Genomic DNA, 19,964 nt, shown 5'->3' on the forward strand with positions numbered 1-19,964 from the left:
TCATGAGCGACTCAACCCTCCGCCACTACGAACCCATCGCCGTCAGCACCGACAGCACGGTCGTCGCCGAGTTCATCCCTGATGAAGTCGGAGCGGGGAGCTACCAGTCCGAGGCGGATCTTGAGCGCGAGCTCGTAAAGGTGCTCGAAGGGCAGGCTTACGAGTATCTCGGGATCACCTCAGAAGCGCAGCTCATCGCTAACTTGCGGACACAACTTGAACAGCTCAACAGCATCACGTTCTCCGACGCCGAGTGGCAGCGCTTCTTCACACAGCGGGTCGCCAGTGCCAATGACACGGCCGCCGACAAGACGGTTCGCATCCAAGAAGACCCGATCCAAGTCCTGACGCGCGACGACGGCAGCACGAAGAACGTCGCGCTCATCGACAAGCGCAATATCCACAACAACCGTCTCCAGGTCATCAATCAGTACGAGATCGGCGCAGGAGATGGTGGTGCTGCCCGGTCGAACCGCTACGACGTGACGGTGCTCGTCAACGGTCTCCCGCTCGTGCACATCGAGCTGAAGCGGCGCGGGGTCGACATCCGCGAAGCCTTCAATCAGATCGATCGGTACCAGCGCGACAGCTTCTGGGCTGGTTCGGGTCTCTTCGACTACGTCCAGATCTTCGTTATCAGCAACGGCACGCTCACCAAGTACTACTCCAACACCACGCGCCGCCAGCACATCGAAGACGCCGTTGGGCGCAAACGCGTCCGCAGGACTTCTAACTCCTACGAGTTCACATCCTGGTGGGCTGATGCGACGAACCGCCCAATCCAGGATCTGACGAGCTTCACCAAAACCTTCTTCGCTAAGCACACGTTGCTCGCCGTTTTGACGCGCTACTGTGTATTGACTGCCGACAAGCTCCTGCTAGTGATGCGTCCGTACCAGATCGTCGCGACTGAGCGGATTCTTCAGAAGATCGACATCTCCACCACCTACAAGCAGCTCGGGACAGCTGCTGCGGGTGGGTATGTCTGGCACACCACCGGCTCCGGCAAGACGTTGACGTCGTTCAAGACCGCGCAACTTGCGTCGCGCCTGCCAAGCGTCGACAAGGTACTGTTCGTCGTCGACCGCAAAGACCTGGACTGGCAGACCCAACGCGAGTACGACCGCTTCGAGAAGGGCGCGGCAAACGCCTCGACCTCTACGAGTCAGCTCTCCAAGCACCTGGCGGATCCCAGCAGGAAAATCGTCATCACCACGATCCAGAAGCTGGCTCGCGTCGTGCAGTCGGAGAAGGGCCACACCATCTACGACGGCCACGTCGTGCTGATCTTCGATGAGTGCCACCGCTCGCAGTTCGGCGACATGCATACGGCGATCACAAAGGCCTTCCGGCGCTACAACCTCTTTGGCTTCACCGGGACGCCGATCTTTGCTGAGAACGCCGGATCAGCTGGCAACCCGCAGCTCCGGACGACGGAACAAGCATTCGGCGACAAGCTCCACACGTACACGATCGTGGATGCCATCACCGACAAGAACGTCCTGCCCTTCCGCATCGACTTCGTCAACACGATCAAGCTGCCGGAGGGCATCACAGACAAGGAGGTCGCTGGAATCGCCGCCGAGGAAGCTCTCCTCGATCCCAAGCGTGTCAGCGACGTCACCAACTACGTCCTTGATCACTTCGACCAGAAGACCCGTCGGAGCGAGCACTACGCACTCGGCGAGCGTCGCGTTCACGGATTCAACGCGCTCTTCGCGACGGCGTCCATCGAGGCGGCGAAGCGGTACTACAGCGCCTTCGCCGAAGCCCAGGAGACGCTTCCGCTCGGGCAGCGCCTGAAGATCGGGCTCATCTACTCGTTCGCTACGAACGAGGCGCAAGGCGACGACTACCTCGACGAAGAGGGCTTCGACACAGCCGCGCTCGACGGGTCGTCTCGCGACTTTCTTGATGCCGCGATTCAGGACTACAACCGCTTGTTCGGCACCCGGTGGGATACCGGCTCGGATGGGTTCGCCGGCTATTACACCGATCTTTCAAAGCGACTGAAGAATCGTGAGATCGATTTGGTGATCGTGGTCAACATGTTCCTGACCGGGTTCGATGCCACAACGCTCAACACGCTTTGGGTCGACAAGAATCTCCGTTCACATGGCCTCATTCAGGCCTACTCGCGCACCAACCGCATCCTCAACTCGGTGAAGACTTACGGCAATATCGTCAGCTTCCGTAACCTGGAGCAGGCAACCAACGACGCCATCGCGCTCTTCGGCAACAAGAACGCCCAGGGTGTGGTCTTGCTGAAGCCGTACGGCGATTACTACGGCGATTACGCGGAGAAGGTCACCGAACTCCTGAGTCGTTTCCCGCTTGGCTACCCGATCGTGGGGGAGCAGGCGCAGAAGGACTTCATCGCACTGTTTGGCGCGATCCTGCGGCTCCAGAACATCCTCACGTCCTTCGACGAGTTCGAAGGCAACGAGATTCTCACTGAGCGCCAAGCGCAGGACTACCGCTCGATCTATCTCGACCTCTACGCCGAGTTCCGCAAGGAGAAGAAGGCGGACAAGGAGCTGATCAACGACGACATCGTCTTCGAGATCGAGCTGATCAAGCAGGTTGAGATCAACGTCGACTACATCCTGATGCTGGTTGACAAGTATCGGGCCGAGCGTGGCGAGGGCAGCGACAAGGAGATCCGCGCCGAGATTACGCGCGCAATCGATGCGAGCCCGAGCCTGCGCAACAAAAAAGATCTGATCGAGGCGTTTGTGGAACGCGTCTCTACGTCGGGCGCAATCGACAACGAGTGGAATCGCTTCGTCGTTGCACGACGCGCGGCTGAGCTCGAGCGGATCATCGAGGAAGAGGAGCTCAAGCCGGGGGAGACCCGTGAGTTTATTTCTCGTGCCTTCCGGGACGGCGCCATCCAGGGCGCTGGGACGGCGATCACACGGATCCTGCCGCCGGCATCGCGGTTCAGTGGGAGCGGTGGCCATGGGGAACGTAAGCGTCGCGTACTTGACAAGCTCGGCGACTTCTTCGAGCGATTCTTCGGACTGAGCTCGAACGGAAACGGTGAATGAATCGCACCCGGATCAAACTCGAGAACTACGAGTCTCGAGGACTCGGAGATTAAGGTTCGAGATCACCTTGTCCTCGTGGGTGCCAACGACGTTGGCGAGTCCTCTCTTCCTCGGGAGCTCGATCTCACTCTTGGTGCCAGTGGAAGGACTGGTCGAACTAGCTGCCTTTGTCGGTCAGGACCTACTCGACCTTGAAGGGCAGCTTGGAGAGCACGTGATCGATGAACTGGATTGCGGTCTTCTGATCGTGCGTCGGGTAGGCGCGGGGCACACGCAGCCGGGTGCAGTCGTCGATGGCGGTGTATGGTCCGTCAGTTTCTAGTCACAAAACCCTTGTGATCACATTCCGTGCCCACATTTTGCCCACACTTGAGGAAGGTCCAACGAGGTCGTAGCGGGTTCTACTCATTCGAAAAGCCCGGAATTCCGCGGATTTTATCTCGCCTGAACAGGCATTGAACCCTTATGTTAGTTTTCGGGCCGAACCGGTTGGCAGACTCTGACTCCAGGCGACGAGTGCGAGGGTTGCCTTTGCCAGGCCGGCCTCGATGTGGGTCCTCGACCTGTTCCAGTCAAATTGGTCGCTGCCCAGAGTCGAGATATCGAGCACGTTACGCGTCGGCACATCCAAAAGGTTGACAATTATGGTGCGATCGCACCCCAAGATAGAAGCAGCCAATTCCACTCGCGATCGGCTTCTATCGCCGCTGGTGGTTGAAGGCGGCGTCGCGAGGATGGCTACTAAGACTCGAGAAGTCGGCTGCCTGCTGATGTGGACTCCGATCAGGATGGTAGGTGGCCCGAATGGAATCGATTCGGCCGGCGATGGGAGTGCCCGACTACTCGATTGTCCAGTCAGCCTCAAACTCAAGTGGGTCAAGGTCGACAGCCAACTCGTAATCGTCGCTCGCAGCTGTCAACCCTATGGAAATTTCGAAAGAGCCCTCGGCGTGGACAGATGTCTGGCCGTCACGCAAGCCTTCGTCAGAGCTCACAACGAAGGATCCGAAGTAAACCCCACTTATTCGACCCTGCACTGACAACCCTGCCGAACCATCGCCGTTGAGATCGGCGACAAGGGGCTTGAGCCTTATCGTGACGCCTTCACACGAGAAGTGACCATCAGTCGCGCGTCCCTTCGTCCCTTCGTTCTCGGCCCGCGCGCTGAGCTCCTCGAAAACCCGCTCGATCGCTTCTTCGATAATGGGTTTGATCTCGAATCCCATAACCGCCTTGACCGCGTGGACGGCGGCGCGGCCGTCGCGGTCTAGCGGAAGATCTACGCGGTCCGATCCGCCGCTCGCAAACGGCGGGTCATGAGAGAACGATGGCAGCGGGATATCGGGATCGAGGGCAAGCTGCGTCATGTACTGCTCAGGGAGATCCGTCCGAACAGCAGCAAGACGTTGCGCGATTTGTCCGCCGTATAGGGCGAACGCGCGCTCCGCCTCCTGGATATCAACTGAGAGGAGCTCGACGATCTTGCTTTCCAGGCCCTTCGCGCTCTTCATGCGGCTCACCGAGGCAATGACTGTCTCAGCCTTCTGATCGGCCCGAACAAGTGCGGTTGCAATGGATCCGGCCGCCGCGTTCACAGCGTTGCCTTTCCTCTGATTGCATCGGGCGCCACCAGAGCAGATAGGGGCCAAGTTACTGACACCGTGCAACTCGAAGTCACTTCTCACTCCGAATGCCTTACACGCCGCCTCGAAGCCTCGCTGCGGAAGAATGTGATCGATCTCGATCGCGGTAGCATCCTGATGGAAAGCCGTGCACCAGTAACATTGACCGTCCCAAGCGTCGTAGAGCGCGAGTCGGAGCCTTCCGTAGGCGGGCCATTTCGTCGTGTAGCCGATCCCCCCTGGGAGATCCTTGGCGCCAGTCATACAACGAGCCTAGCTGGGCGATATCACTCTGGGTCGTAAAGCGGTGACTCGGCCGCGGGCTCTGTCGGCTCGGCGAGAGAAGCGAGAACGCGCAGATCTCGCGACCGACGAAGCAGCTTCACCTCCTAACATTGGCGTAGGCCGGGCTCAAGATACTTCACCAGCGGCAGTGGGAGTGTTGCCGATATCGTGCGATATCACGCAGCGGCGTTGCTCCTGTCATGTCTCAGGACATCGGTGACACTGCTGTCTCAATAGATCGGTGACGCTTCGGGCTGTGTTGGTGGTGACACTTCTCTCCATTGTTTGAGGGATGAGCGCTGTTGATCCTGTTGATCCTCGTGTCCGTCTCGCGATTGTCCAGTGGCCTGATGATGCGCCGCGGGGAGCGGTGACGACGTTTTGCCTGGAACACGGGATCGCGCGCAAGACGTTCTATGCGATCCGGAAGAGAGCGCGGCTTGAGGGGCAGGCGGCAGCCCTTGAGCCGCGGACTCGTCGACCGGCGGCAAGCCCGAACAGGCTGTCGGATGAGGTGAAGGCTCAGGCGGTCGCCGTCCGCGCGGCGTTGGAGGCCTCCGGTCTGGATCATGGGCCGATCAGTGTTCACGAGAAGATGCGGGCGCTGGGGATGGAGCCGGTGCCGGCGGTGTCATCGTTGGCGCGGATCTTCCGTGATGCGGGTGTTGCCCGGTTGGAGCCGAGGAAGAAGCCGCGGGCGGCGTTTCGTCGGTTCGTCTATCCAGCTCCGAACGCGTGCTGGCAGCTCGACGCGACCGAATACGTGCTCACCGGGGGTCGCAAGTGCGTGATCTTCCAGCTGATCGACGATCACTCCCGGCTCGCGGTCGCCTCCCATGTCTCCTGGGGCGAGACCTCCGAGGGCGCGATCGCTGTGGTGAGTAAAGGGATCGCGGCGCATGGTGTTCCGCAGCGGCTGCTGTCGGATAACGGGTTGGCGTTGAACCCATCCCGTCGCGGGATCCTGGGCCAGCTGGTCGCCTATCTGCGTTCGCTCGGGGTCGAGCCGATCACCGGGAAGCCCTATAAGCCGACCACGCAGGGCAAGAACGAGCGCTTCCACCAGACGTTATTCCGGTGGCTGGATAAGCAACCGTTGGCGGAGACGCTCGAGCAGCTCCAGGCCCAGGTCGACGCGTTCGATCTGATCTATAACACCGAGCGGCCGCACCAGGGGCTGCCCGGGAGGGTGACTCCGGCGTTGGCGTGGGCGGCGACACCGGTGGTCGAACCACCCCGTCCGCCTGCTCAACCGGCGGCGCCGATCGGGGACAAGGAGGGCCCGTGGGAGACGCGGATCCAGACCAACGGCACCGTCTATGCTCGCGGCACCAAGTTCCAAGTCAGCCGCACCCTCGCCGGCCAGATCGCTTATCGGGTCGAGGAAGACGACCGGTTATTGATCTTCGACGCCCAGGGCACCCTTCTAGCCGAATATCCATGGCCGGCATCCGGGACCAAGTACGTCGGCAGCGGCAACCCCCGAGGACCCCGTGGGCCACGCACAATCCGCTAACTGTTACCGATGTCCTGAGACATGAACTGTTACCGATGTCCTGAGGCAGAACTGTTACCGATGTCTTGAGACATCACACAGCGGCGTTGCTCCGTGGTTGCCAAATTTGCCCACAATTTGCCCACAATCGGGTGAGTTCGTACGTGATTGCAGTCATCTCCAGGAGGCCACAAAGCGCGGAATTCCGCGGATTTTGCGCCATCGCCAGCGATGGTTAAAGGGTGGTCGCAGTTTTCGAGTCCCTCCAGGGGGCGCCCCTGAAATGCGGCGAAATTACCGGAAGCGCAACCGCGCCGAGGAACACCCCCACCCGCCTCACGGCAGCCACCGCAGCTCGATGATCTCGTGCGCGTCGCTCAGGTAGAAGATGTTCTGGCTGCCGTTGTCCACCTCCACGAAGCCAGCCGGGTCGCCCACCGCGGCCGGGGCGCCGACGCGGCTGCCGATGTCGTTGACGTGCCAGGCGCCGGCGCTCCACCACAGCTCGTGGACCATCGAGTCGGTGCCGGTGTAGAAGACGTGCTGAGTCGCCACCGGCTGGAAGAGTCCTGCCTCGAACGCGTAGCAGGCGAGGCCGCCGCCGAGTTGTGCGGGCGTCGTTGCTCCGGCGGCGGCGCTCAGGTCGTTGTGGTGCCAGCCGTCGAGGCTCCACCACAGCTCGTGGACGTGCCCGTCGACCCCGACGTAGTCCACGTGCTGGCTGCCCTCGCCGCGGAACACGTAGCCGCGCACGGTCTCCGAGTCTGAGATGCCGGGCGCGCCGGTCGCCGCCATGAGGTCGCCCCAGTGCCACCCCGCCGCGTCGGCCCAGTATTCGAGGATGCGGCCGCCTCCGGGAACCTCGCTGTCGGTATGGACGAGGACGTGGGCCGTGCGCTGGTCCTCGAACGAGTAGCCGGTCGGCGCGGAGACGACCGCGCAGAGCGGTGCACCGGTGACGGCGCTGAGGTCGGTGTCATGCCAGCCGCTCCCGGCATTGCGGAGCTCGTGGACGTGGCGGTCGCGGCCCTGGTAGACGACCCGCTGTGAGCCGTCGTAGTAGGTCTCGTACCCGAACGGCTGCGTCAGCGTGAGCGGTGCGCTCGCCGCGCGGGTGAGATCGTTGGCGTTCCAGCCGTCGTCCTCGGTGTACCAGAGTTCGTGCACGTGACCGTCGAACTGAAGGCCTTGATAGACGACATGCTGGGAGCCCTGATGGGCCCAGATGTAGCCGGATGCGGTGGTCGCGACCTCCGCGCCGCCGGCCTCGGCGACGAGGTCCTTGACATGCCAGTCGTCGCTCTGGCTGCAGTACAGCTCGTACAGGCGGCCGTCATCACCGCCGCTGTACGAGAAGCCCTGGTAGACGACGTGCCGGGTGTACTGCGCGAACAGCCAGGCGGTCGGCCGATACACCGCGAGTCCCGCACCCGCGGTCGACGTCGTCAGATTGGTGAGTCTCCATCCCATGGTGCCGTTCCCCTCGATCGACGCCTTCAGGGTACGGCCCGGAACGCCTCCGGTGGCCCCCCGAAACTCGCGACCCTCGGTGGGCGGCGAACTGCCCCCTCCATCCCGATCATCGGGCGGTCATTGCCGTAGACAACCCCGTCTGGGACACTTCCCGTAGAACGCCGGTGCACCGACATCTCGCCCGGACTTCCCGGGACCTGCGCTGGTCGGGAAGGGACGCGATCATGTCGAATCCAGGACGGCCGACGGTGCAGCAGGGGGACACCGGCACCACCGTGAGGCGCGTGCAGCGCGCGCTGCGGCGGACGCCGAACCTGAGCGTCGTCGTGGACGGCATCTTCGGCCCGGCGACGCACGCGGCGGTCGTCGAGTTCCAGCAGGGGGCCGGCCTGGTGCCCGACGGGATCGTCGGGCCGCTGACCTGGGCGGCGCTGCCCGACGGGGGGCCCATGCCGTTGCTGCAGGAGGGCACGCACGGGCCCGTCGTGTCGAGCCTGCAGACGGTTCTGACCAACGGCGCCGACCAGTGGGGCGGGGTCACGCCCGGGCCCATCGACGGGATCTTCGGCCCGCGCACGCGGGAAGCGGTGGAGGCGTTCCAGGGCTGGGCGCTCATCACCGTGGATGGGGTGGTGGGGGACCAGACGTGGAGCGTCCCGCTGCACGCGGCGAGCGCGACGTTGGAATCCGCGGTCGGGCTGGAGTACGTGGTGTCATAGGAGCCGCCGCCGGCTCAGCGCCCCTCCGTCACCCACCGCTCGATCCGCCGGTGGTCCGGCGTGAACCCGTGCTCCACGCCCCACAGCACCGCCTGCGTCCGGCTGTCGGCGCCGATCTTGCGGTACACGCTGCGGATGTGCGACTTGACGGTGTTGGGGCTGAGGTAGGTGAGCTCGGCGACCGCCGCGTTGCTTTTTCCTTGGGTGATCAGGGCCAGGATCTCGGACTCGCGGTCCGTGATCCCCTCCTGCTTGCCGGGCCAATCCAGCTCCTCGGCGCTGCGGGCCCGCGGCGGCGGTTCGCTCAGCACGATCTCGCCGCCATTCACCGCCTCCAGAGCCGCGACCAGCTCTGGGGCGGAGAGCGTCTTCGAAAGGTAGCCGTGGACGCCCTGCGCGCGGGCGCTCTCGATGAGTTCGGGATGGAAGTTCCACGTGTAGACCACGACGTGGCGGGCGCGCGGGTTCTTCACGAGCTCGCCGATCTGGGCGTGGCCGGACTCGGGCTGGGCGAAGGCGTCGTAGAGGACGACGTCGATCGACTCGCTCAGCGGGGCGTTGGCGTCGATCTCGACGACCTCCAGGGTGTCGCGGTAGGCGTCGAACATGTGCGCCAGGCCGAGCAGCACGACGTCGTAGTCGTCCACGAGCGCGATCGTGAACGGCCTCTTCTTCGCCGTAGCGGCCGCCGACATGGCGCGAGATTACACCCCTAGGGGTGAGGCGACCCTCCTGCGCCGGTGGTTGGTTGGGACCATCAGCCCAACTACCAGAAAGGGTCCCCTGATGAACATCCTCCTGATCGTCGTTGCCGTGATCGCCATCATCCTCCTCCTCACGGGAGGCTTCGTCTCGTCCCTGAACTTCCTGCTCTGGGTCGGGATCGTCCTGCTCGTGCTGGCCGTGATCGTGTGGCTCGTGCGACTGCTCACCGGAAGCCGGCGCGTCTGACACGCACCGCACGACCCCCGTCGTCGGGCGCTGGCGCGCCGTCGACCAGCGCGGCCGTCAGGCGCCCGAGCGCCGGCGGCGGCGCACCAACCCGACGATGATCAGCACGACGCCGGCGATGAGAACGATGGGGCCGATCGTGCCCCACACCGGGGAACCGCTCATGACGGAACCGCCGAGCACGTTCAGCCCCTGAAGCGTCCAGAGCAGTCCGATGAGGACGAGCACGATGCCGACGACGACCAGCAACCACATGGTTTTCACGGTGTGAGGCTACGTCCGATCGCGCGATCCGTGTGTGCTCCGCTTCGGGCCGCCGCCAACGTCATCAGTCGGCGGGAGGGCGGCGCAGCCGCTTGATGTCCGTGCGCCGCTTCTTCGCATCCAGCCGCCGCTCGCGGGCGCCGCGGCTGGGCTTCGTCGGTCTGCGCGGTGCCGCGGGCGGACGGAGGGCGTCGGCCACGATGTGGGCCAGTCGCCCGCGCGCGGCGTCCCGGTTGCGCAGCTGGGCGCGGTGTTCGGATGCTGCGATCGTCAGCTTTCCGTCGACGATGCGGCCGCTCAGGCGCTCGAGGATCCGCTCCCGCTGAACGGGCGTGAGCACGGCGGATGCGGCAACATCCCACACGAGCTCCACCCGGGAGTCGGCGGTGTTCACGCCCTGCCCGCCGGGACCGGACGACCGCGAGAACCGCCACGACAGCTCGGACTCGGGGATCGTGAGCCCGCCGTCGACCTGGAGGCCGGGACGGTGTGCAGCAGGCATGGGTCCATCATCCTCTCGCGCGCGTCCCCGTGACGCCCGGTCGGTTAGCCTGTGGATATGGCCGCTTCCGCTCCGATCGAAGACGTCCCCATCGGTGGTGACGGCATCCGCCTCGGGCAGTTCCTCAAGTTCGCCGGGCTTCTCGACTCCGGGGGGAACGTCAAAGAGGCCATCATCGACGGCTACGTGACCGTGAACGGCGAGGTCGACCGCCGTCGCGGACGGCAGCTGCAGGTCGGGGACGTCGTCACGTTCGAAGGGCGCAGTGTCCGCGTCAGCCCGTGAGGGTGACAGCAGACCGGGGGAGGGTCACCGCGTGACCATGGCCTTCGCCGTCGCCACGACGTGGCGGCGGTAGCGGCGCATGGCCTCCGCGTCGGAGACGTCGCCGAACACCATCCGGACCAGCTGCGGCGCCGCCACGAACCAGTACGCCATCGAGATGATGGAGAAGAAGATCGCCTCCGCGTCACCGTCGCTGTCGCCGCCGAGGGCGGCTCGCACCGCGGCGACCCTGGACTGGAAGTAGTCGGACCGCTCCTCGAGCGCGGGGACGTCGTCCGCGCCGTAGTGCAGCCCCTCCTGCTCGAACAGCCACGCCACAGACGGGTCCGCGGTGAGGAAGTCTAACAGGTCGCCGGCGTACGCAGCGAGGTCGTCGGACTGGATCGCGACCGTCTTGGCGAGCTCACCGAGCTTGGACTGCAGGGTCGCCTCGAACAGGTCGTCCTTGTTGCCGATGTAGGAGTAGATCGACGCCTTGTTGACCTCGGCCCGGTCGGCGATCCGATCGACGCGCGCGCCGCCGACGCCGTGACGCGCGAACTCCTCCACGCTCGCCTCCAGGAGCAGGCGGATGCTCTCATCCCGGTTGTACCGTCTCGCCATGGTCGCGCCTCCCGATTTTCTTCTGCCCCGACATGGTCTACTATACAACTAAACGTTTAGTTATATTGGAGATGAAGATGAACGTCGAACTCACCGCACGCACCATCACCGAGGCCCGGCTCGACGCCGCGCAGGTGGCAGAACTCAGCAGCCGCCCGCAGGCGGCCGGCCGCCCGCAGATCGTGCTCCAGGGCGAGGGTCTGGCATCGCCCCGCCAGTGGACTGCCCAGCTCCCCACCGCCGCGGACCGCATCGTCGTCGAGTACGACTCGGCCGCCGGACGCTTCGAGCGCGCCTGGGCCCTCTCGGCCGAGACCCGCAGCACCCGCTACTACACGCTGGAGCACGGCACCGACGGCGAATACATCAGCCGCTGACCGCAGCGAGCGCGTCAGCCGGACGGTAACAGCCTGACGAAAAGGGGCGCAGCATCCGCTGCGCCCCTTTCGCTGTGCCGGCTCCTCGGCGTCGCGGAGTCCGGACACCACGTGCGGCCCGCTCAACCGATCGGTGACGGAACAGAGCCGACCGGTCGATCCCTCGGGTCTCGCGCCGCGCGACGCTGAAGACATGACAGAGAACTCCATCCCCACGACCGTCCCCGCACGTACCGACGAGGCACGTCGTACGGCTTTCCGCCCGATCCTCATCCTCCTCGCCGGCTTCGTCGTGGTCAGCGCCGCGATGGAGGCCGTGCTCATCGTGCAGAGCGTGACGGGCACGGCCGTCGCCACCGCGATCTGGATCCGCTGCTCCCTGGTGCTCGCGAGCTCGATCATCCTGCTCCTGATCGGCCGGTCCGCCGCGCGGGGCTCGCGCTCCGCCCTGGTGCGCCTGCGCATCATCACCCCGATCGTGCTCGCCGCCATCGTGGTGATCGTCGCGATCCCCGGCTTCCTGCCGGGCTGGGTGCGCATCGAGCAGGTCGTCTGCGGACTCCTGGTGCTGCCGGTGACGATCCTGGTCAACCTCCCGCGCATCCGCTCCCACGTCCGCAAGGACAAGTAGGGTCTGCTTATGGTCGATCCGCGCTGGCGGACCGTGCTCACGGTCACGCCCTACCTGGTGCTGGCGGCGATGTCCGCGTTCGCACTCGGCACCCGCTGGGGCGACAGCGCGCGACTCGTTCCCGAGCTCGTGCTCTGCGCGCTCTTTGCGCTGTGGGTGGTCGTGTTCCGCGATCTCCCCTTCCGCTGGTACCGGCGCCCGGCCGCGATCGCGGTGCTGATGACCGGTCTCGTCGTGATCAACCTGGTGCTCGTGCAGTTGGACAGCTGGTTCGCGTTTCTGACCATCGCAACCTTCTCGATGGCCTACTCCTTGGTCTCCTGGCCCTGGGAACTCCTCGCTGTCGCAGCCACCGCCGTGGTCGCCGGTCTCGCCCAGGCGTCGAGCTTCGGGCTCGATCCGGCCGGGATCGCCGACCGGGCGGTCGTGGTGGCCCTGAACATCGTGGTCATGTGGGGCCTGTCCTGGGGAGTCCGACTGGCGCGCCGGCAGGCTGACCAGGAGGCGACCGAGGCGGAGCGGGCGCGGCTGGCCCGCGAGATCCACGACACCCTCGCACAAGGCTTCGCCGGGATCGTGACCCAGCTCCAGGCGGCCGAGCATGCTCCGGACGAGACGACGCGCGCCCGGCATACCGACGCTGCACTCTCCCTGGCCCGGGACGGGCTCGCCGAGGCTCGACGCTCGGTTCAGGCGCTGCGTCCCGTCGCGCTGGATGCGGCCGGTCTGCCGGACGCGATCGCGGCGGCCGCCCGACGCTGGTCGGACCGCACGGGCATCCCGGTCGAGCTGCGGACCGGCCACGCGCCGGGGGCGCTTCCGACGGATGTCGAGGTTGCGCTGCTGCGCACCGCCCAGGAAGCCCTCGCCAACGTCGAGCGCCACGCGCAGGCGCGGCAGGTCAACGTGACGTTGCGGCAGGACACCAGGACCGTGCAGCTCGAGGTCCGCGACGACGGCCGCGGCTTCCGGCCCGGCGAGCCGCCGGCAGACAGCTCCGCCGGCGGCTACGGCCTGATCGCCATGCGGGAGCGCATCGAAGCGCTCGCCGGCCACCTGGTGATCGAGTCCAGCCCCGGCGGGGGCACGGCCATCCGGGCGGAGGTGCCCGGATGAGTCCCGTGCGCCTGCTCGTCGTCGACGATCACCCGGTGGTCCGGGACGGGATCGTCGGCATGGTCGCTTCCGACCCGGACATCGAGGTCGTGGGCGAGGCCTCCGACGGCGCCGAAGCGGTGGGCCTGGCGCGGGCGCTCCTGCCGGATGTCGTCCTCATGGACCTCCGCATGCCGGGCACCGACGGCGTGAGCGCGATCCGCGAACTCCAACGGCTCGGCGAGCCGTGCCGCATCCTCGTGCTCACCACCTACGACGCCGACGCCGACGTCCTGCCCGCGATCGAAGCCGGGGCGACCGGCTATCTGCTCAAGGATGCGCCGCGCGACGAACTCGTACGCGCCGTGCACGCGGCCGCGAAGGGACACAGCACCCTGGCGCCGTCCGTGGCGTCGCGGCTGGTCGGCCGGGTGCGTTCGTCCGAGGCGTCGCTGCTGAGCGCACGAGAACTCCAGATCCTCGCCCTGGTGGCGGACGGCGCCACCAATCGCGAGGCGGGTGCCCGGCTCCACCTCAGCGAGGCGACCGTGAAGACGCACCTGCTCAACATCTACTCGAAGCTCGGTGTCGGAGACCGCGCGGCAGCCGTCGCGGAGGGGTTCCGCCGGGGGCTGCTCGGCGGACTCTCGTCCCCGCCGACCTAGGTCGCCACCTCGTTCATGCGACCTCAACCCATCGAGCGCAGGCGCCTGTTTGGCGGGAGTTGAGACACGTCCGGGCGAACGCAGCTCATACGACGCGCATCGCGCGGATGCGCTCCACCGAGCCGGAGTGCAGGCGCTCGTCCTCGACGACCTCGAGGCCGGCCGCCTCGACCTCGCCGCGGTGGCGGCGCGTCAGGTGCTCGCCCTGGAGCGGGATGGTGAAGCGTTCGAGCATCCACTGGCCGGCGAAGAGGACGGCGCGGTCGCTGCGGACGTGGTCCACGATCACCACCGACCCGCCCGGTGCGACCACTCGTGCCATCTCCGCGACCGCGACGCCGGGACGGGGGATGGAGCACAGCGCCAGCGCGCACACCACCGTGTCGAACGACCCGTCCGCGAACGCGAGGGCTTCCGCGTTGCCCTCGCGGAGATCCACCGGCCGGCCGAGCTCCGAGGCCCGTCGCCGAGCGATGGCCAGCATCTCGGGACTGAGGTCGACGCCGACCAGCGACACATCCTTCGGGTAGTACGGGAGGCTGCGGCCGCTGCCGATCGCGACCTCCAGCACGCGGCCGGTCGCGCGCTCGCCGATCCATTCGCGCGTTCCGGCGAGCATCGACCGTTCGGCCTTCGCGACCTTCGTGTCGTAGCTCTTCGCATGCCGACCCCAGTGGCGCTGCTGGCGGCGCAACTCGCGGGACTCGTCCGCATCCTCCATGGGGCCATTCTGTCCGTAATAGGACGACGTGGACACCGGTTCCTGGACAGCGCGCTCTTCGCCCCGCTATGCTCGCACAGCTGCGCCGATCGGCCAGCGAAGTACGCCCCGTTGATCTGGAGAGCTACTTCTTGTCGGCTCGCTCATTTCGGGTAGTACACCTCCTGACGCCTCATTGCCGGAATCAGAGCGGCCAGAATTCCGCATACTACGCCGGCGCTGAGGAGCCATAGTCCGATTCCGGCAGTGAGATCCCACGCGGTCCCGCGGGTCTGGTCGGCTAGGAAGGCGAAGCCCTTCTCCAAAAGGTTGTCGTTCGAGGCTTGCTTCAGTGTTGCGGTCGGATCGTTGATGAACATCCACTGCGCGTATGCGAGGACCGCGGGCAATGCGATCGCCAGTAGCCCGCCGATCCGCCAAAGCACACCCAGATATCTGATATGCGTGATGAGTAAGAGTAGACCCAGCACCACTAGGCAGACGGCCAAGCCCAGCCACAGACCGATCGTCGACTCGTCGAGCCCGTAGCCGTGGGAAGGTGTCACGGTCAAATTGACCGCCCTCAGTACGCTCACGTCGAGATTCGGTCCGGTGAAGGTTTCGAGAGGAAGCAATACACCGATGCCGATCAGGAACCCGGCGAGGATGAACCCCAGACCTGCCACCGCGTGATTGCGGCGGTTTCTGACCACTGGAGTCTCGGCTGGTACGGCGGCTGGGGGAGCGGCGGGCGGTAGGCCGGGCGCGACGTGCTCGGTCCACTGCATTCCGTCCCAGTACCGTTGCTGACCATCGGGCTGCGGGTACCAGCCGGGTGCAGATGTCATGACGGTTCCCTACGTTGGGTCCTCGTGTGAAGCTGGTTCCGCGCGGTTCACGGCGCGTTGTTGGCTGGATGGTACATCTCGGCCGCCTGCTGAGGCGACTGGTGAGTGCGAATCCCGTCCTCGTCCCCACCTCGGGGGCGAGACCGCCAGCGGCCCGGCGGATAGCGTCGTCCTTGTGCCTGATGATCCCTCAGCGCCGACGACGGCGGAACGCGTCGACTTCGCGGGCATCAACGCGCTGTCCTCACGGCCGGCAGGATACGCCGTCGCTCTCAAGTGCCTGCAGGTTCAAGCGGCCGAGGAGGAGCGCGACCCGAGCTTGAAGTCCGACGAGCGGGTGGTTCTGCATCGTGACGCGTGGTCCTGGTATCAGGGTGCGGTCGGTGAGATGGCCGTGGGTCGGATGCTCGCCCAGCTGGGGCCAGAGTGGTTCGTCCGGCATTCGGTCCCCATCGGCGCGGGGACCAAGGATGTCGACCACCTGGTGATCGGGCCGGCCGGCGTGTTCGCCGTTAACACCAAGCACCACGCGGCGGCTTCCGTCTGGGTGGGCGATCACGTCCTGAAGGTCAACAACGTGAAGAAGCGTCACCTCCCCTCGGCCGCGGGGGATGCACAGGACGTGTCCCGCAGGCTGCAGACCAAGACCGGCTTTCCTGTGCCGGTTCGGCCGGTGATCGCGGTGCTCGGGGCTCGGTCGCTCAAGGACAGCCGCGCACTGCGGAATCGACCGGTCGCGGTGGTGGACGCGATGGCCCTGGTGTCGTGGTTGCAGTCGCAGCCCGCGCAGCTGAGTGCAGCAGAGGTCGGCATGCTGAAGCTCGCCGCCGAAGAGCCGCAGACGTGGCACATCGATCCGCGGGCCGCCGACACGTACCGAGTGATGCAACGGTTCGAGCGACTGGTCGCCCGCGTGGGGCCGCAGACGCCTCCCCTTCACGTGGCAACGGCTGTCGTCGGGCAGGCGAAGCCACGGCCTTCCGCGAGAGCGCCCAAAACGTCTGTGCGAGCGATCGACATCCTGCGGCCCTGGGGGATCGTCGTCGCAGCCATCGTCGCCTTCCTCGTGTACCGCGCACTGGCCGATCAGCCCTGTACGTCCGGGGCGACCTGCATCCTTCCGCCGATATACCTCGCGACGAAGCCCTTGCTTGCGTTCGCCGGTTTCGTCCTCGTCGCATCGGCCCTGGTACAGAACGCGATCTGGATCCTCCGACGCGGCACGGCAACGGCTGCGAAAAGAACGCCCGGGTCGGCCGGAGCCAACCGGCCAGGACGTCGGAGAGGATGAAGACGACCTGGATGTGACACGGGAACCTTCAGCGGCGCGGCGGCGCCGCTTCGCCTGCCCTCGTGAAGGCGTACGCCTCCTCCGCAAGGGACTCCCACAATCCCGGGGCCGCATCCGTCACCACCAGCCACTGCCGCATCGGGCTCTTCTTGCCCGCGCGGAACGGCTCGCCGATGGAGGCTGCGATGAGCTCGTCGACGCGCGCCGCGGGCAGCTTCACGACGAAGCGGTCGCCGCTGGAGACCATGCAGAAGACGGAGCCGTTGACGCGTAACGCGTCCGACCCGAAGCGCCGGGGCCCGCCGGAGTTCGGCGGCGTCACCCCGGTGCGGCCCACGAAGGCCGTGACGATGTCATCGAAGCGGTCACGCGTGTTCACGAACCCTCCCTCGCCGCTTTCCCCTCTGCGGGCACACGAAATGGCTGTCCGGGTCACCATTGTGTCCGGCCGAACGGGGGTACGCCACGATTGTCCGGGCGCGTCGGGAGACAGCACAATGGGAGACCTATGGACCCCGACGTCGTCACCGCTTCTGGCAGCATCCAGGACCCGCAGCTTCCGCCTCCGGCGCCGTGGACGCGGTTCGATCCGAGCGTGCAGCCGTACCCGACCGCTCCGCCGTACGCGCCCGAGACCCGGACGAACGTGCTGGCGATCGTCGCGCTCGCGGGCACCTTCGTCACGGGCCTGATCGGCGTCGTGTGCGGTCACATCGCGCTCTCCCAGATCCGGCGGACCCGCGAGTACGGCCGGGGACTCGCGCTCGCCGCCGTGATCATCGGCTACGCGCAGCTGGCTTTCGTCGCTGCCTGGATCCTCTTCGCCGTCCTCGCCTCCGTCTCCATCGCCGTCACGCACGCATCGGCGGTACCCCGCGATGACCCGCAGACATCGTCCCAGGCCGCTGACTGCGCGACCGTCGAGAAGGCATCCGGCGCTCTCTCCGGCACTTTGAGGGACATCGAGGAGTCCCCGTGGACCGACGTCGCCGGCGCCGCAGCCGCGAAAGCCAAGCTGGTCACGGCGATGAACGATTTCGGCGGAGCAACCGAGACGATCTCCGACGACGCTCTGGCGGGAGCGGCCGCCGCTGAGGAGGACGACCTGGACGACCTCAGCACCGCCCTCGTCGACTACCAAGCAGCCGCACCCGGACAGCAGGACGAGACCAGGGTCACGGCGGCGCTCGCCCGGGCCGCCGCCGACCTCGAACGGCTCACCTCCCGCTGCGGTCAGACGACCGGCGGCTAAGGCCTCCGTCCGGCGCGCTGCGAGGTGCTCAGTTCCGGGTGAAGTAGAAGATCACCCAGACGACGAAAAGGGCCGCACCGACGATCCCTACGACCATGCCGGACGTCGCGCGGCCGCGGCCGGTGTCGACCAGCCCCGCCCGCTCCATGTCGTCGGCGACCCGGCGAGCCTGGGCGCCGAAGACGATCGCCAGGATCGAGGGGAGAGCGAACGGGTTGATGAAGATGCTGACCAGTCCCCAGACGAGCGCGCGGGTCGCCTTGCTGTTCTTCGCCGGCACCGCGACGACGTACTGGGGCTGCGATCGATAGATCGGCTGCGAGTGCATCGGGGAGTACGTGGGCTCGGGCTGCACGGCATGCGTGGACGGCTCGGGCGCCGACACGGGAGCGGGCGCCGAGACGGGCGCGGTGTGCGTGGTCCAGGCGTTGCCGTCCCAGTACCGAACGGTGTCGGCCTCCGCGGGATCGGTGTACCAGCCGGCGACAGGGTTCATGGGAATCCTTTCAGGTGAGCCACTCAAGTCTGGACGGTCGCCATCGAGACTCTGTACCCCCAGTGCGGGGAGGGATGGATGCGCCGAGCCCTAGGCCTCCCGCCCGACCCACTCCTCCGCCAGCACGCCCATCACCACCTCGTCCATGAACTCCCCGAGCACCCACGCCGACCGGCGCAGCAGGCCTTCCCGGACGAACCCGTTGCGCTCGGCGGCCTTGAGCATGGCGTGGTTGTCGGCGAGGGTTTCGATCTGAAGGCGGTTGAGGCCGCGGACGATGAAGCCGTAGTGGCAGAGAACGGCGACCACGTCGGTGCCGTAACCGTTGCCGCGGGCGGCGGGGATGAGGCCGAGACCGAGGTGCGCGAAACGGTTGTGGGTGTCGATGCCCCACATGTTCGCGGAGCCGATCAGGGTCTCGTCGGCGAGGGAGACGATGGAGAAGGAGACCACGTCCTCCTTCGAGTCGTCCGTGATCAGGCGCGCGTCGCGGGAGCCGGGACGGATCGGGCGCCACGGGGAGCCCTCCGCCCGGGAGCCGTTGACCACGTCGTCGTAGAGCTCGGTCAGCAGGATCGGGATGTCGTCCTCATAGCGGGCCCGCAGGCCCACGGTGGTGCCTGTCAGCATCCACCCTTCCTAGCCGAAGGGTCCGGGTGCCCGCAACGCAGTTCCGTGTGTGCTCAGCCCGCCAGCACCAACTCGGCGATCAGCAGTTCGTCGGCGCCGTCCGTCCACGTGTCCGTGCGGGCGACGCCGAAGCCGGCCGGCGCGACGGTCCCGGCGAGGTGCTCGACCGAGTCGAACGGGCTGTGGTCCAGGTACCCGGGCGGGGGAGCGGCACGGTGCCGGGACGGGTCGAACTGCAGGAACGTCGCGGTGAGCGCCCGGCCGCCGCGGCGCAGCACCCGCGACCACTCCCGGATTGCAGCGTCGGGATGCGGGAACAGCTGCAGCCCGGTGACACACGTCACGAGGTCGAACGCGTCGTCCGGCAGCGGCAGACGAGTCGCATCCGCCACCAGCAGCTCCGCGTCGGGCAGGTGGTGGCGCGCCTCGTCGATCATGCGTGGGGAGAGGTCCACCCCGGTCGCGGCGCCGGTGCAGCCGCGGTCGCGGAGGGCGCGGAGCACCAGGCCGGTGCCGGTCGCGATGTCGAGCACGGCATGCACACCGTCCAGGTCGGCGAACGCCGCCACCGCGGCGGCGAGACCGCGGTGCATGGGACTCTCGTCGTAGGTGGGGGCGCGGTCGTCGAAGCGCTCGCGCACCATCCGCAGGTGTTCGTCGACGGTCACCAGGCCAGCGTAACCAGCGGCCCGGCGCGGCGGGAGGACCGCATTGAACGTTGCGGCGGTCG

At 66.3% G+C, this 19,964-nt stretch carries 23 protein-coding genes; 11 read left to right on the forward strand and 12 right to left on the reverse strand.

The genetic code is table 11. The annotated features are described in order from the left end of the window. Window positions 1–2: 2 nt before the first annotated feature. Entirely contained in the window at window positions 3–3,050 is a 3,048-nt protein-coding gene (locus ACR9Y5_RS05965) for a type I restriction endonuclease subunit R (protein WP_481297096.1), read from the forward strand. Between the two features lie 839 nt (window positions 3,051–3,889). Here the strand turns inward: ACR9Y5_RS05965 and ACR9Y5_RS05970 are convergent. Next, a complete protein-coding gene (locus ACR9Y5_RS05970) occupies window positions 3,890–4,936 on the reverse strand; it encodes a hypothetical protein (RefSeq protein WP_481297097.1) in 1,047 nt (348 codons plus the stop codon). 313 nt (window positions 4,937–5,249) lie between these two features. Between ACR9Y5_RS05970 and ACR9Y5_RS05975 the strand changes: the two genes are divergently transcribed. Further along, window positions 5,250–6,473 carry an integrase core domain-containing protein gene (locus ACR9Y5_RS05975; RefSeq protein ID WP_481297098.1) on the forward strand — a complete coding sequence of 408 codons (1,224 nt, stop codon included), beginning with the start codon at window positions 5,250–5,252 and terminating at the stop codon, window positions 6,471–6,473. A 315-nt stretch (window positions 6,474–6,788) separates the two neighbouring features. Here the strand turns inward: ACR9Y5_RS05975 and ACR9Y5_RS05980 are convergent, their stop codons facing one another. After that, the gene (locus tag ACR9Y5_RS05980) at window positions 6,789–7,922 is read right to left on the reverse strand and encodes a hypothetical protein (RefSeq protein WP_481297099.1); all 1,134 of its coding nucleotides are present in this window, start codon (window positions 7,920–7,922) and stop codon (window positions 6,789–6,791) included. Window positions 7,923–8,149: 227 nt separating this feature from the next. On the opposite strand from ACR9Y5_RS05980, the gene ACR9Y5_RS05985 reads away from it, so the two are divergent. Further along, window positions 8,150–8,644 (forward strand): peptidoglycan-binding domain-containing protein, encoded by a 495-nt coding sequence (locus ACR9Y5_RS05985; RefSeq protein ID WP_481297100.1) that lies wholly within the window; start codon window positions 8,150–8,152, stop codon window positions 8,642–8,644. A 14-nt stretch (window positions 8,645–8,658) separates the two neighbouring features. On the opposite strand, the gene ACR9Y5_RS05990 is transcribed toward ACR9Y5_RS05985, so the two are convergent. After that, a complete protein-coding gene (locus ACR9Y5_RS05990) occupies window positions 8,659–9,339 on the reverse strand; it encodes a response regulator transcription factor (RefSeq protein ID WP_481297101.1) in 681 nt (226 codons plus the stop codon). 91 nt (window positions 9,340–9,430) lie between these two features. Here ACR9Y5_RS05990 and ACR9Y5_RS05995 point away from each other — a divergent pair, with 91 nt between their 5' ends. Further along, a complete protein-coding gene (locus ACR9Y5_RS05995) occupies window positions 9,431–9,595 on the forward strand; it encodes a hypothetical protein (RefSeq protein ID WP_481297102.1) in 165 nt (54 codons plus the stop codon). Between the two features lie 57 nt (window positions 9,596–9,652). On the opposite strand, the gene ACR9Y5_RS06000 is transcribed toward ACR9Y5_RS05995, so the two are convergent. Beyond that, complete coding sequence (locus ACR9Y5_RS06000) at window positions 9,653–9,850, reverse strand: hypothetical protein (RefSeq protein ID WP_481299525.1); 198 nt, start codon at window positions 9,848–9,850, stop codon at window positions 9,653–9,655. Window positions 9,851–9,923: 73 nt separating this feature from the next. Next, complete coding sequence (arfB, locus tag ACR9Y5_RS06005) at window positions 9,924–10,361, reverse strand: alternative ribosome rescue aminoacyl-tRNA hydrolase ArfB (RefSeq protein WP_481297103.1); 438 nt, start codon at window positions 10,359–10,361, stop codon at window positions 9,924–9,926. A gap of 57 nt (window positions 10,362–10,418) precedes the next feature. On the opposite strand from arfB, the gene ACR9Y5_RS06010 reads away from it, so the two are divergent. Further along, window positions 10,419–10,646: an RNA-binding S4 domain-containing protein gene (locus ACR9Y5_RS06010; protein ID WP_481297104.1), complete on the forward strand. Its 228-nt coding sequence runs from the start codon at window positions 10,419–10,421 to the stop codon at window positions 10,644–10,646. A gap of 24 nt (window positions 10,647–10,670) precedes the next feature. Here the strand turns inward: ACR9Y5_RS06010 and ACR9Y5_RS06015 are convergent, their stop codons facing one another. Beyond that, window positions 10,671–11,249, reverse strand: a complete 579-nt coding sequence (locus ACR9Y5_RS06015; protein ID WP_481297105.1) for a TetR/AcrR family transcriptional regulator — start codon at window positions 11,247–11,249, stop codon at window positions 10,671–10,673. A gap of 77 nt (window positions 11,250–11,326) precedes the next feature. Here ACR9Y5_RS06015 and ACR9Y5_RS06020 point away from each other — a divergent pair, with 77 nt between their 5' ends. The 4 genes from ACR9Y5_RS06020 (at window position 11,327) to ACR9Y5_RS06035 (ending at window position 14,017) form a co-directional block, all read left to right on the forward strand. Then, complete coding sequence (locus ACR9Y5_RS06020) at window positions 11,327–11,626, forward strand: hypothetical protein (protein WP_481297106.1); 300 nt, start codon at window positions 11,327–11,329, stop codon at window positions 11,624–11,626. A 193-nt stretch (window positions 11,627–11,819) separates the two neighbouring features. Then, the gene (locus ACR9Y5_RS06025) at window positions 11,820–12,257 is read left to right on the forward strand and encodes a hypothetical protein (RefSeq protein WP_481297107.1); all 438 of its coding nucleotides are present in this window, start codon (window positions 11,820–11,822) and stop codon (window positions 12,255–12,257) included. Between the two features lie 9 nt (window positions 12,258–12,266). Next, complete coding sequence (locus tag ACR9Y5_RS06030) at window positions 12,267–13,373, forward strand: sensor histidine kinase (protein ID WP_481297108.1); 1,107 nt, start codon at window positions 12,267–12,269, stop codon at window positions 13,371–13,373. After that, window positions 13,370–14,017: a response regulator gene (locus ACR9Y5_RS06035; protein WP_481297109.1), complete on the forward strand. Its 648-nt coding sequence runs from the start codon at window positions 13,370–13,372 to the stop codon at window positions 14,015–14,017. Before ACR9Y5_RS06030 ends, ACR9Y5_RS06035 begins: the two co-directional genes overlap by 4 nt. 85 nt (window positions 14,018–14,102) lie before the next feature. On the opposite strand, the gene ACR9Y5_RS06040 is transcribed toward ACR9Y5_RS06035, so the two are convergent. Then, on the reverse strand, window positions 14,103–14,738 hold the full coding sequence (locus tag ACR9Y5_RS06040; protein WP_481297110.1) for a class I SAM-dependent methyltransferase: 636 nt from the start codon (window positions 14,736–14,738) through the stop codon (window positions 14,103–14,105). A 143-nt stretch (window positions 14,739–14,881) separates the two neighbouring features. After that, the gene (locus ACR9Y5_RS06045; protein WP_481297111.1) at window positions 14,882–15,565 is read right to left on the reverse strand and encodes a DUF2510 domain-containing protein; all 684 of its coding nucleotides are present in this window, start codon (window positions 15,563–15,565) and stop codon (window positions 14,882–14,884) included. Between the two features lie 175 nt (window positions 15,566–15,740). On the opposite strand from ACR9Y5_RS06045, the gene ACR9Y5_RS06050 reads away from it, so the two are divergent. Further along, entirely contained in the window at window positions 15,741–16,856 is a 1,116-nt protein-coding gene (locus tag ACR9Y5_RS06050) for a nuclease-related domain-containing protein (protein ID WP_481297112.1), read from the forward strand. A 28-nt stretch (window positions 16,857–16,884) separates the two neighbouring features. On the opposite strand, the gene ACR9Y5_RS06055 is transcribed toward ACR9Y5_RS06050, so the two are convergent. Beyond that, window positions 16,885–17,235 carry a hypothetical protein gene (locus ACR9Y5_RS06055; RefSeq protein ID WP_481297113.1) on the reverse strand — a complete coding sequence of 117 codons (351 nt, stop codon included), beginning with the start codon at window positions 17,233–17,235 and terminating at the stop codon, window positions 16,885–16,887. A 129-nt stretch (window positions 17,236–17,364) separates the two neighbouring features. Between ACR9Y5_RS06055 and ACR9Y5_RS06060 the strand changes: the two genes are divergently transcribed. Further along, window positions 17,365–18,108: a DUF4190 domain-containing protein gene (locus ACR9Y5_RS06060; RefSeq protein ID WP_481297114.1), complete on the forward strand. Its 744-nt coding sequence runs from the start codon at window positions 17,365–17,367 to the stop codon at window positions 18,106–18,108. A 28-nt stretch (window positions 18,109–18,136) separates the two neighbouring features. Here ACR9Y5_RS06060 and ACR9Y5_RS06065 read toward each other — a convergent pair whose 3' ends face one another. The 3 genes from ACR9Y5_RS06065 to ACR9Y5_RS06075 form a co-directional block, all read right to left on the reverse strand. Beyond that, on the reverse strand, window positions 18,137–18,604 hold the full coding sequence (locus ACR9Y5_RS06065; protein WP_481297115.1) for a DUF2510 domain-containing protein: 468 nt from the start codon (window positions 18,602–18,604) through the stop codon (window positions 18,137–18,139). A gap of 90 nt (window positions 18,605–18,694) precedes the next feature. Beyond that, on the reverse strand, window positions 18,695–19,234 hold the full coding sequence (locus tag ACR9Y5_RS06070) for a GNAT family N-acetyltransferase (RefSeq protein WP_481297116.1): 540 nt from the start codon (window positions 19,232–19,234) through the stop codon (window positions 18,695–18,697). Between the two features lie 53 nt (window positions 19,235–19,287). After that, on the reverse strand, window positions 19,288–19,902 hold the full coding sequence (locus ACR9Y5_RS06075; protein ID WP_481297117.1) for a class I SAM-dependent methyltransferase: 615 nt from the start codon (window positions 19,900–19,902) through the stop codon (window positions 19,288–19,290). Window positions 19,903–19,964: the final 62 nt, after the last annotated feature.

It is taken from the genome of Leifsonia sp. KNZ13-11D (assembly GCF_056754895.1).

What these genes read in the sequence shown, in the direction of transcription:
- ACR9Y5_RS05995 (WP_481297102.1), top strand. Translation starts at nt 9,431, where the DNA reads ATGAACATCCTCCTGATCGTCGTTGCCGTGATCGCCATCATCCTCCTC.
- ACR9Y5_RS06010 (WP_481297104.1), top strand. Translation starts at nt 10,419, where the DNA reads ATGGCCGCTTCCGCTCCGATCGAAGACGTCCCCATCGGTGGTGACGGC.
- ACR9Y5_RS06030 (WP_481297108.1), top strand. Translation starts at nt 12,267, where the DNA reads ATGGTCGATCCGCGCTGGCGGACCGTGCTCACGGTCACGCCCTACCTG.
- ACR9Y5_RS06040 (WP_481297110.1), bottom strand. Translation starts at nt 14,738, where the DNA reads ATGGAGGATGCGGACGAGTCCCGCGAGTTGCGCCGCCAGCAGCGCCAC.
- ACR9Y5_RS05980 (WP_481297099.1), bottom strand. Translation starts at nt 7,922, where the DNA reads ATGGGATGGAGACTCACCAATCTGACGACGTCGACCGCGGGTGCGGGA.
- ACR9Y5_RS06020 (WP_481297106.1), top strand. Translation starts at nt 11,327, where the DNA reads ATGAACGTCGAACTCACCGCACGCACCATCACCGAGGCCCGGCTCGAC.
- ACR9Y5_RS05965 (WP_481297096.1), top strand. Translation starts at nt 3, where the DNA reads ATGAGCGACTCAACCCTCCGCCACTACGAACCCATCGCCGTCAGCACC.
- ACR9Y5_RS06025 (WP_481297107.1), top strand. Translation starts at nt 11,820, where the DNA reads ATGACAGAGAACTCCATCCCCACGACCGTCCCCGCACGTACCGACGAG.
- ACR9Y5_RS05990 (WP_481297101.1), bottom strand. Translation starts at nt 9,339, where the DNA reads ATGTCGGCGGCCGCTACGGCGAAGAAGAGGCCGTTCACGATCGCGCTC.
- ACR9Y5_RS06000 (WP_481299525.1), bottom strand. Translation starts at nt 9,850, where the DNA reads ATGTGGTTGCTGGTCGTCGTCGGCATCGTGCTCGTCCTCATCGGACTG.
- ACR9Y5_RS06015 (WP_481297105.1), bottom strand. Translation starts at nt 11,249, where the DNA reads ATGGCGAGACGGTACAACCGGGATGAGAGCATCCGCCTGCTCCTGGAG.
- ACR9Y5_RS05985 (WP_481297100.1), top strand. Translation starts at nt 8,150, where the DNA reads ATGTCGAATCCAGGACGGCCGACGGTGCAGCAGGGGGACACCGGCACC.
- ACR9Y5_RS06070 (WP_481297116.1), bottom strand. Translation starts at nt 19,234, where the DNA reads ATGCTGACAGGCACCACCGTGGGCCTGCGGGCCCGCTATGAGGACGAC.
- ACR9Y5_RS06035 (WP_481297109.1), top strand. Translation starts at nt 13,370, where the DNA reads ATGAGTCCCGTGCGCCTGCTCGTCGTCGACGATCACCCGGTGGTCCGG.
- ACR9Y5_RS06060 (WP_481297114.1), top strand. Translation starts at nt 17,365, where the DNA reads ATGGACCCCGACGTCGTCACCGCTTCTGGCAGCATCCAGGACCCGCAG.
- arfB (WP_481297103.1), bottom strand. Translation starts at nt 10,361, where the DNA reads ATGCCTGCTGCACACCGTCCCGGCCTCCAGGTCGACGGCGGGCTCACG.
- ACR9Y5_RS06045 (WP_481297111.1), bottom strand. Translation starts at nt 15,565, where the DNA reads ATGACATCTGCACCCGGCTGGTACCCGCAGCCCGATGGTCAGCAACGG.
- ACR9Y5_RS05975 (WP_481297098.1), top strand. Translation starts at nt 5,250, where the DNA reads ATGAGCGCTGTTGATCCTGTTGATCCTCGTGTCCGTCTCGCGATTGTC.
- ACR9Y5_RS05970 (WP_481297097.1), bottom strand. Translation starts at nt 4,936, where the DNA reads ATGACTGGCGCCAAGGATCTCCCAGGGGGGATCGGCTACACGACGAAA.
- ACR9Y5_RS06065 (WP_481297115.1), bottom strand. Translation starts at nt 18,604, where the DNA reads ATGAACCCTGTCGCCGGCTGGTACACCGATCCCGCGGAGGCCGACACC.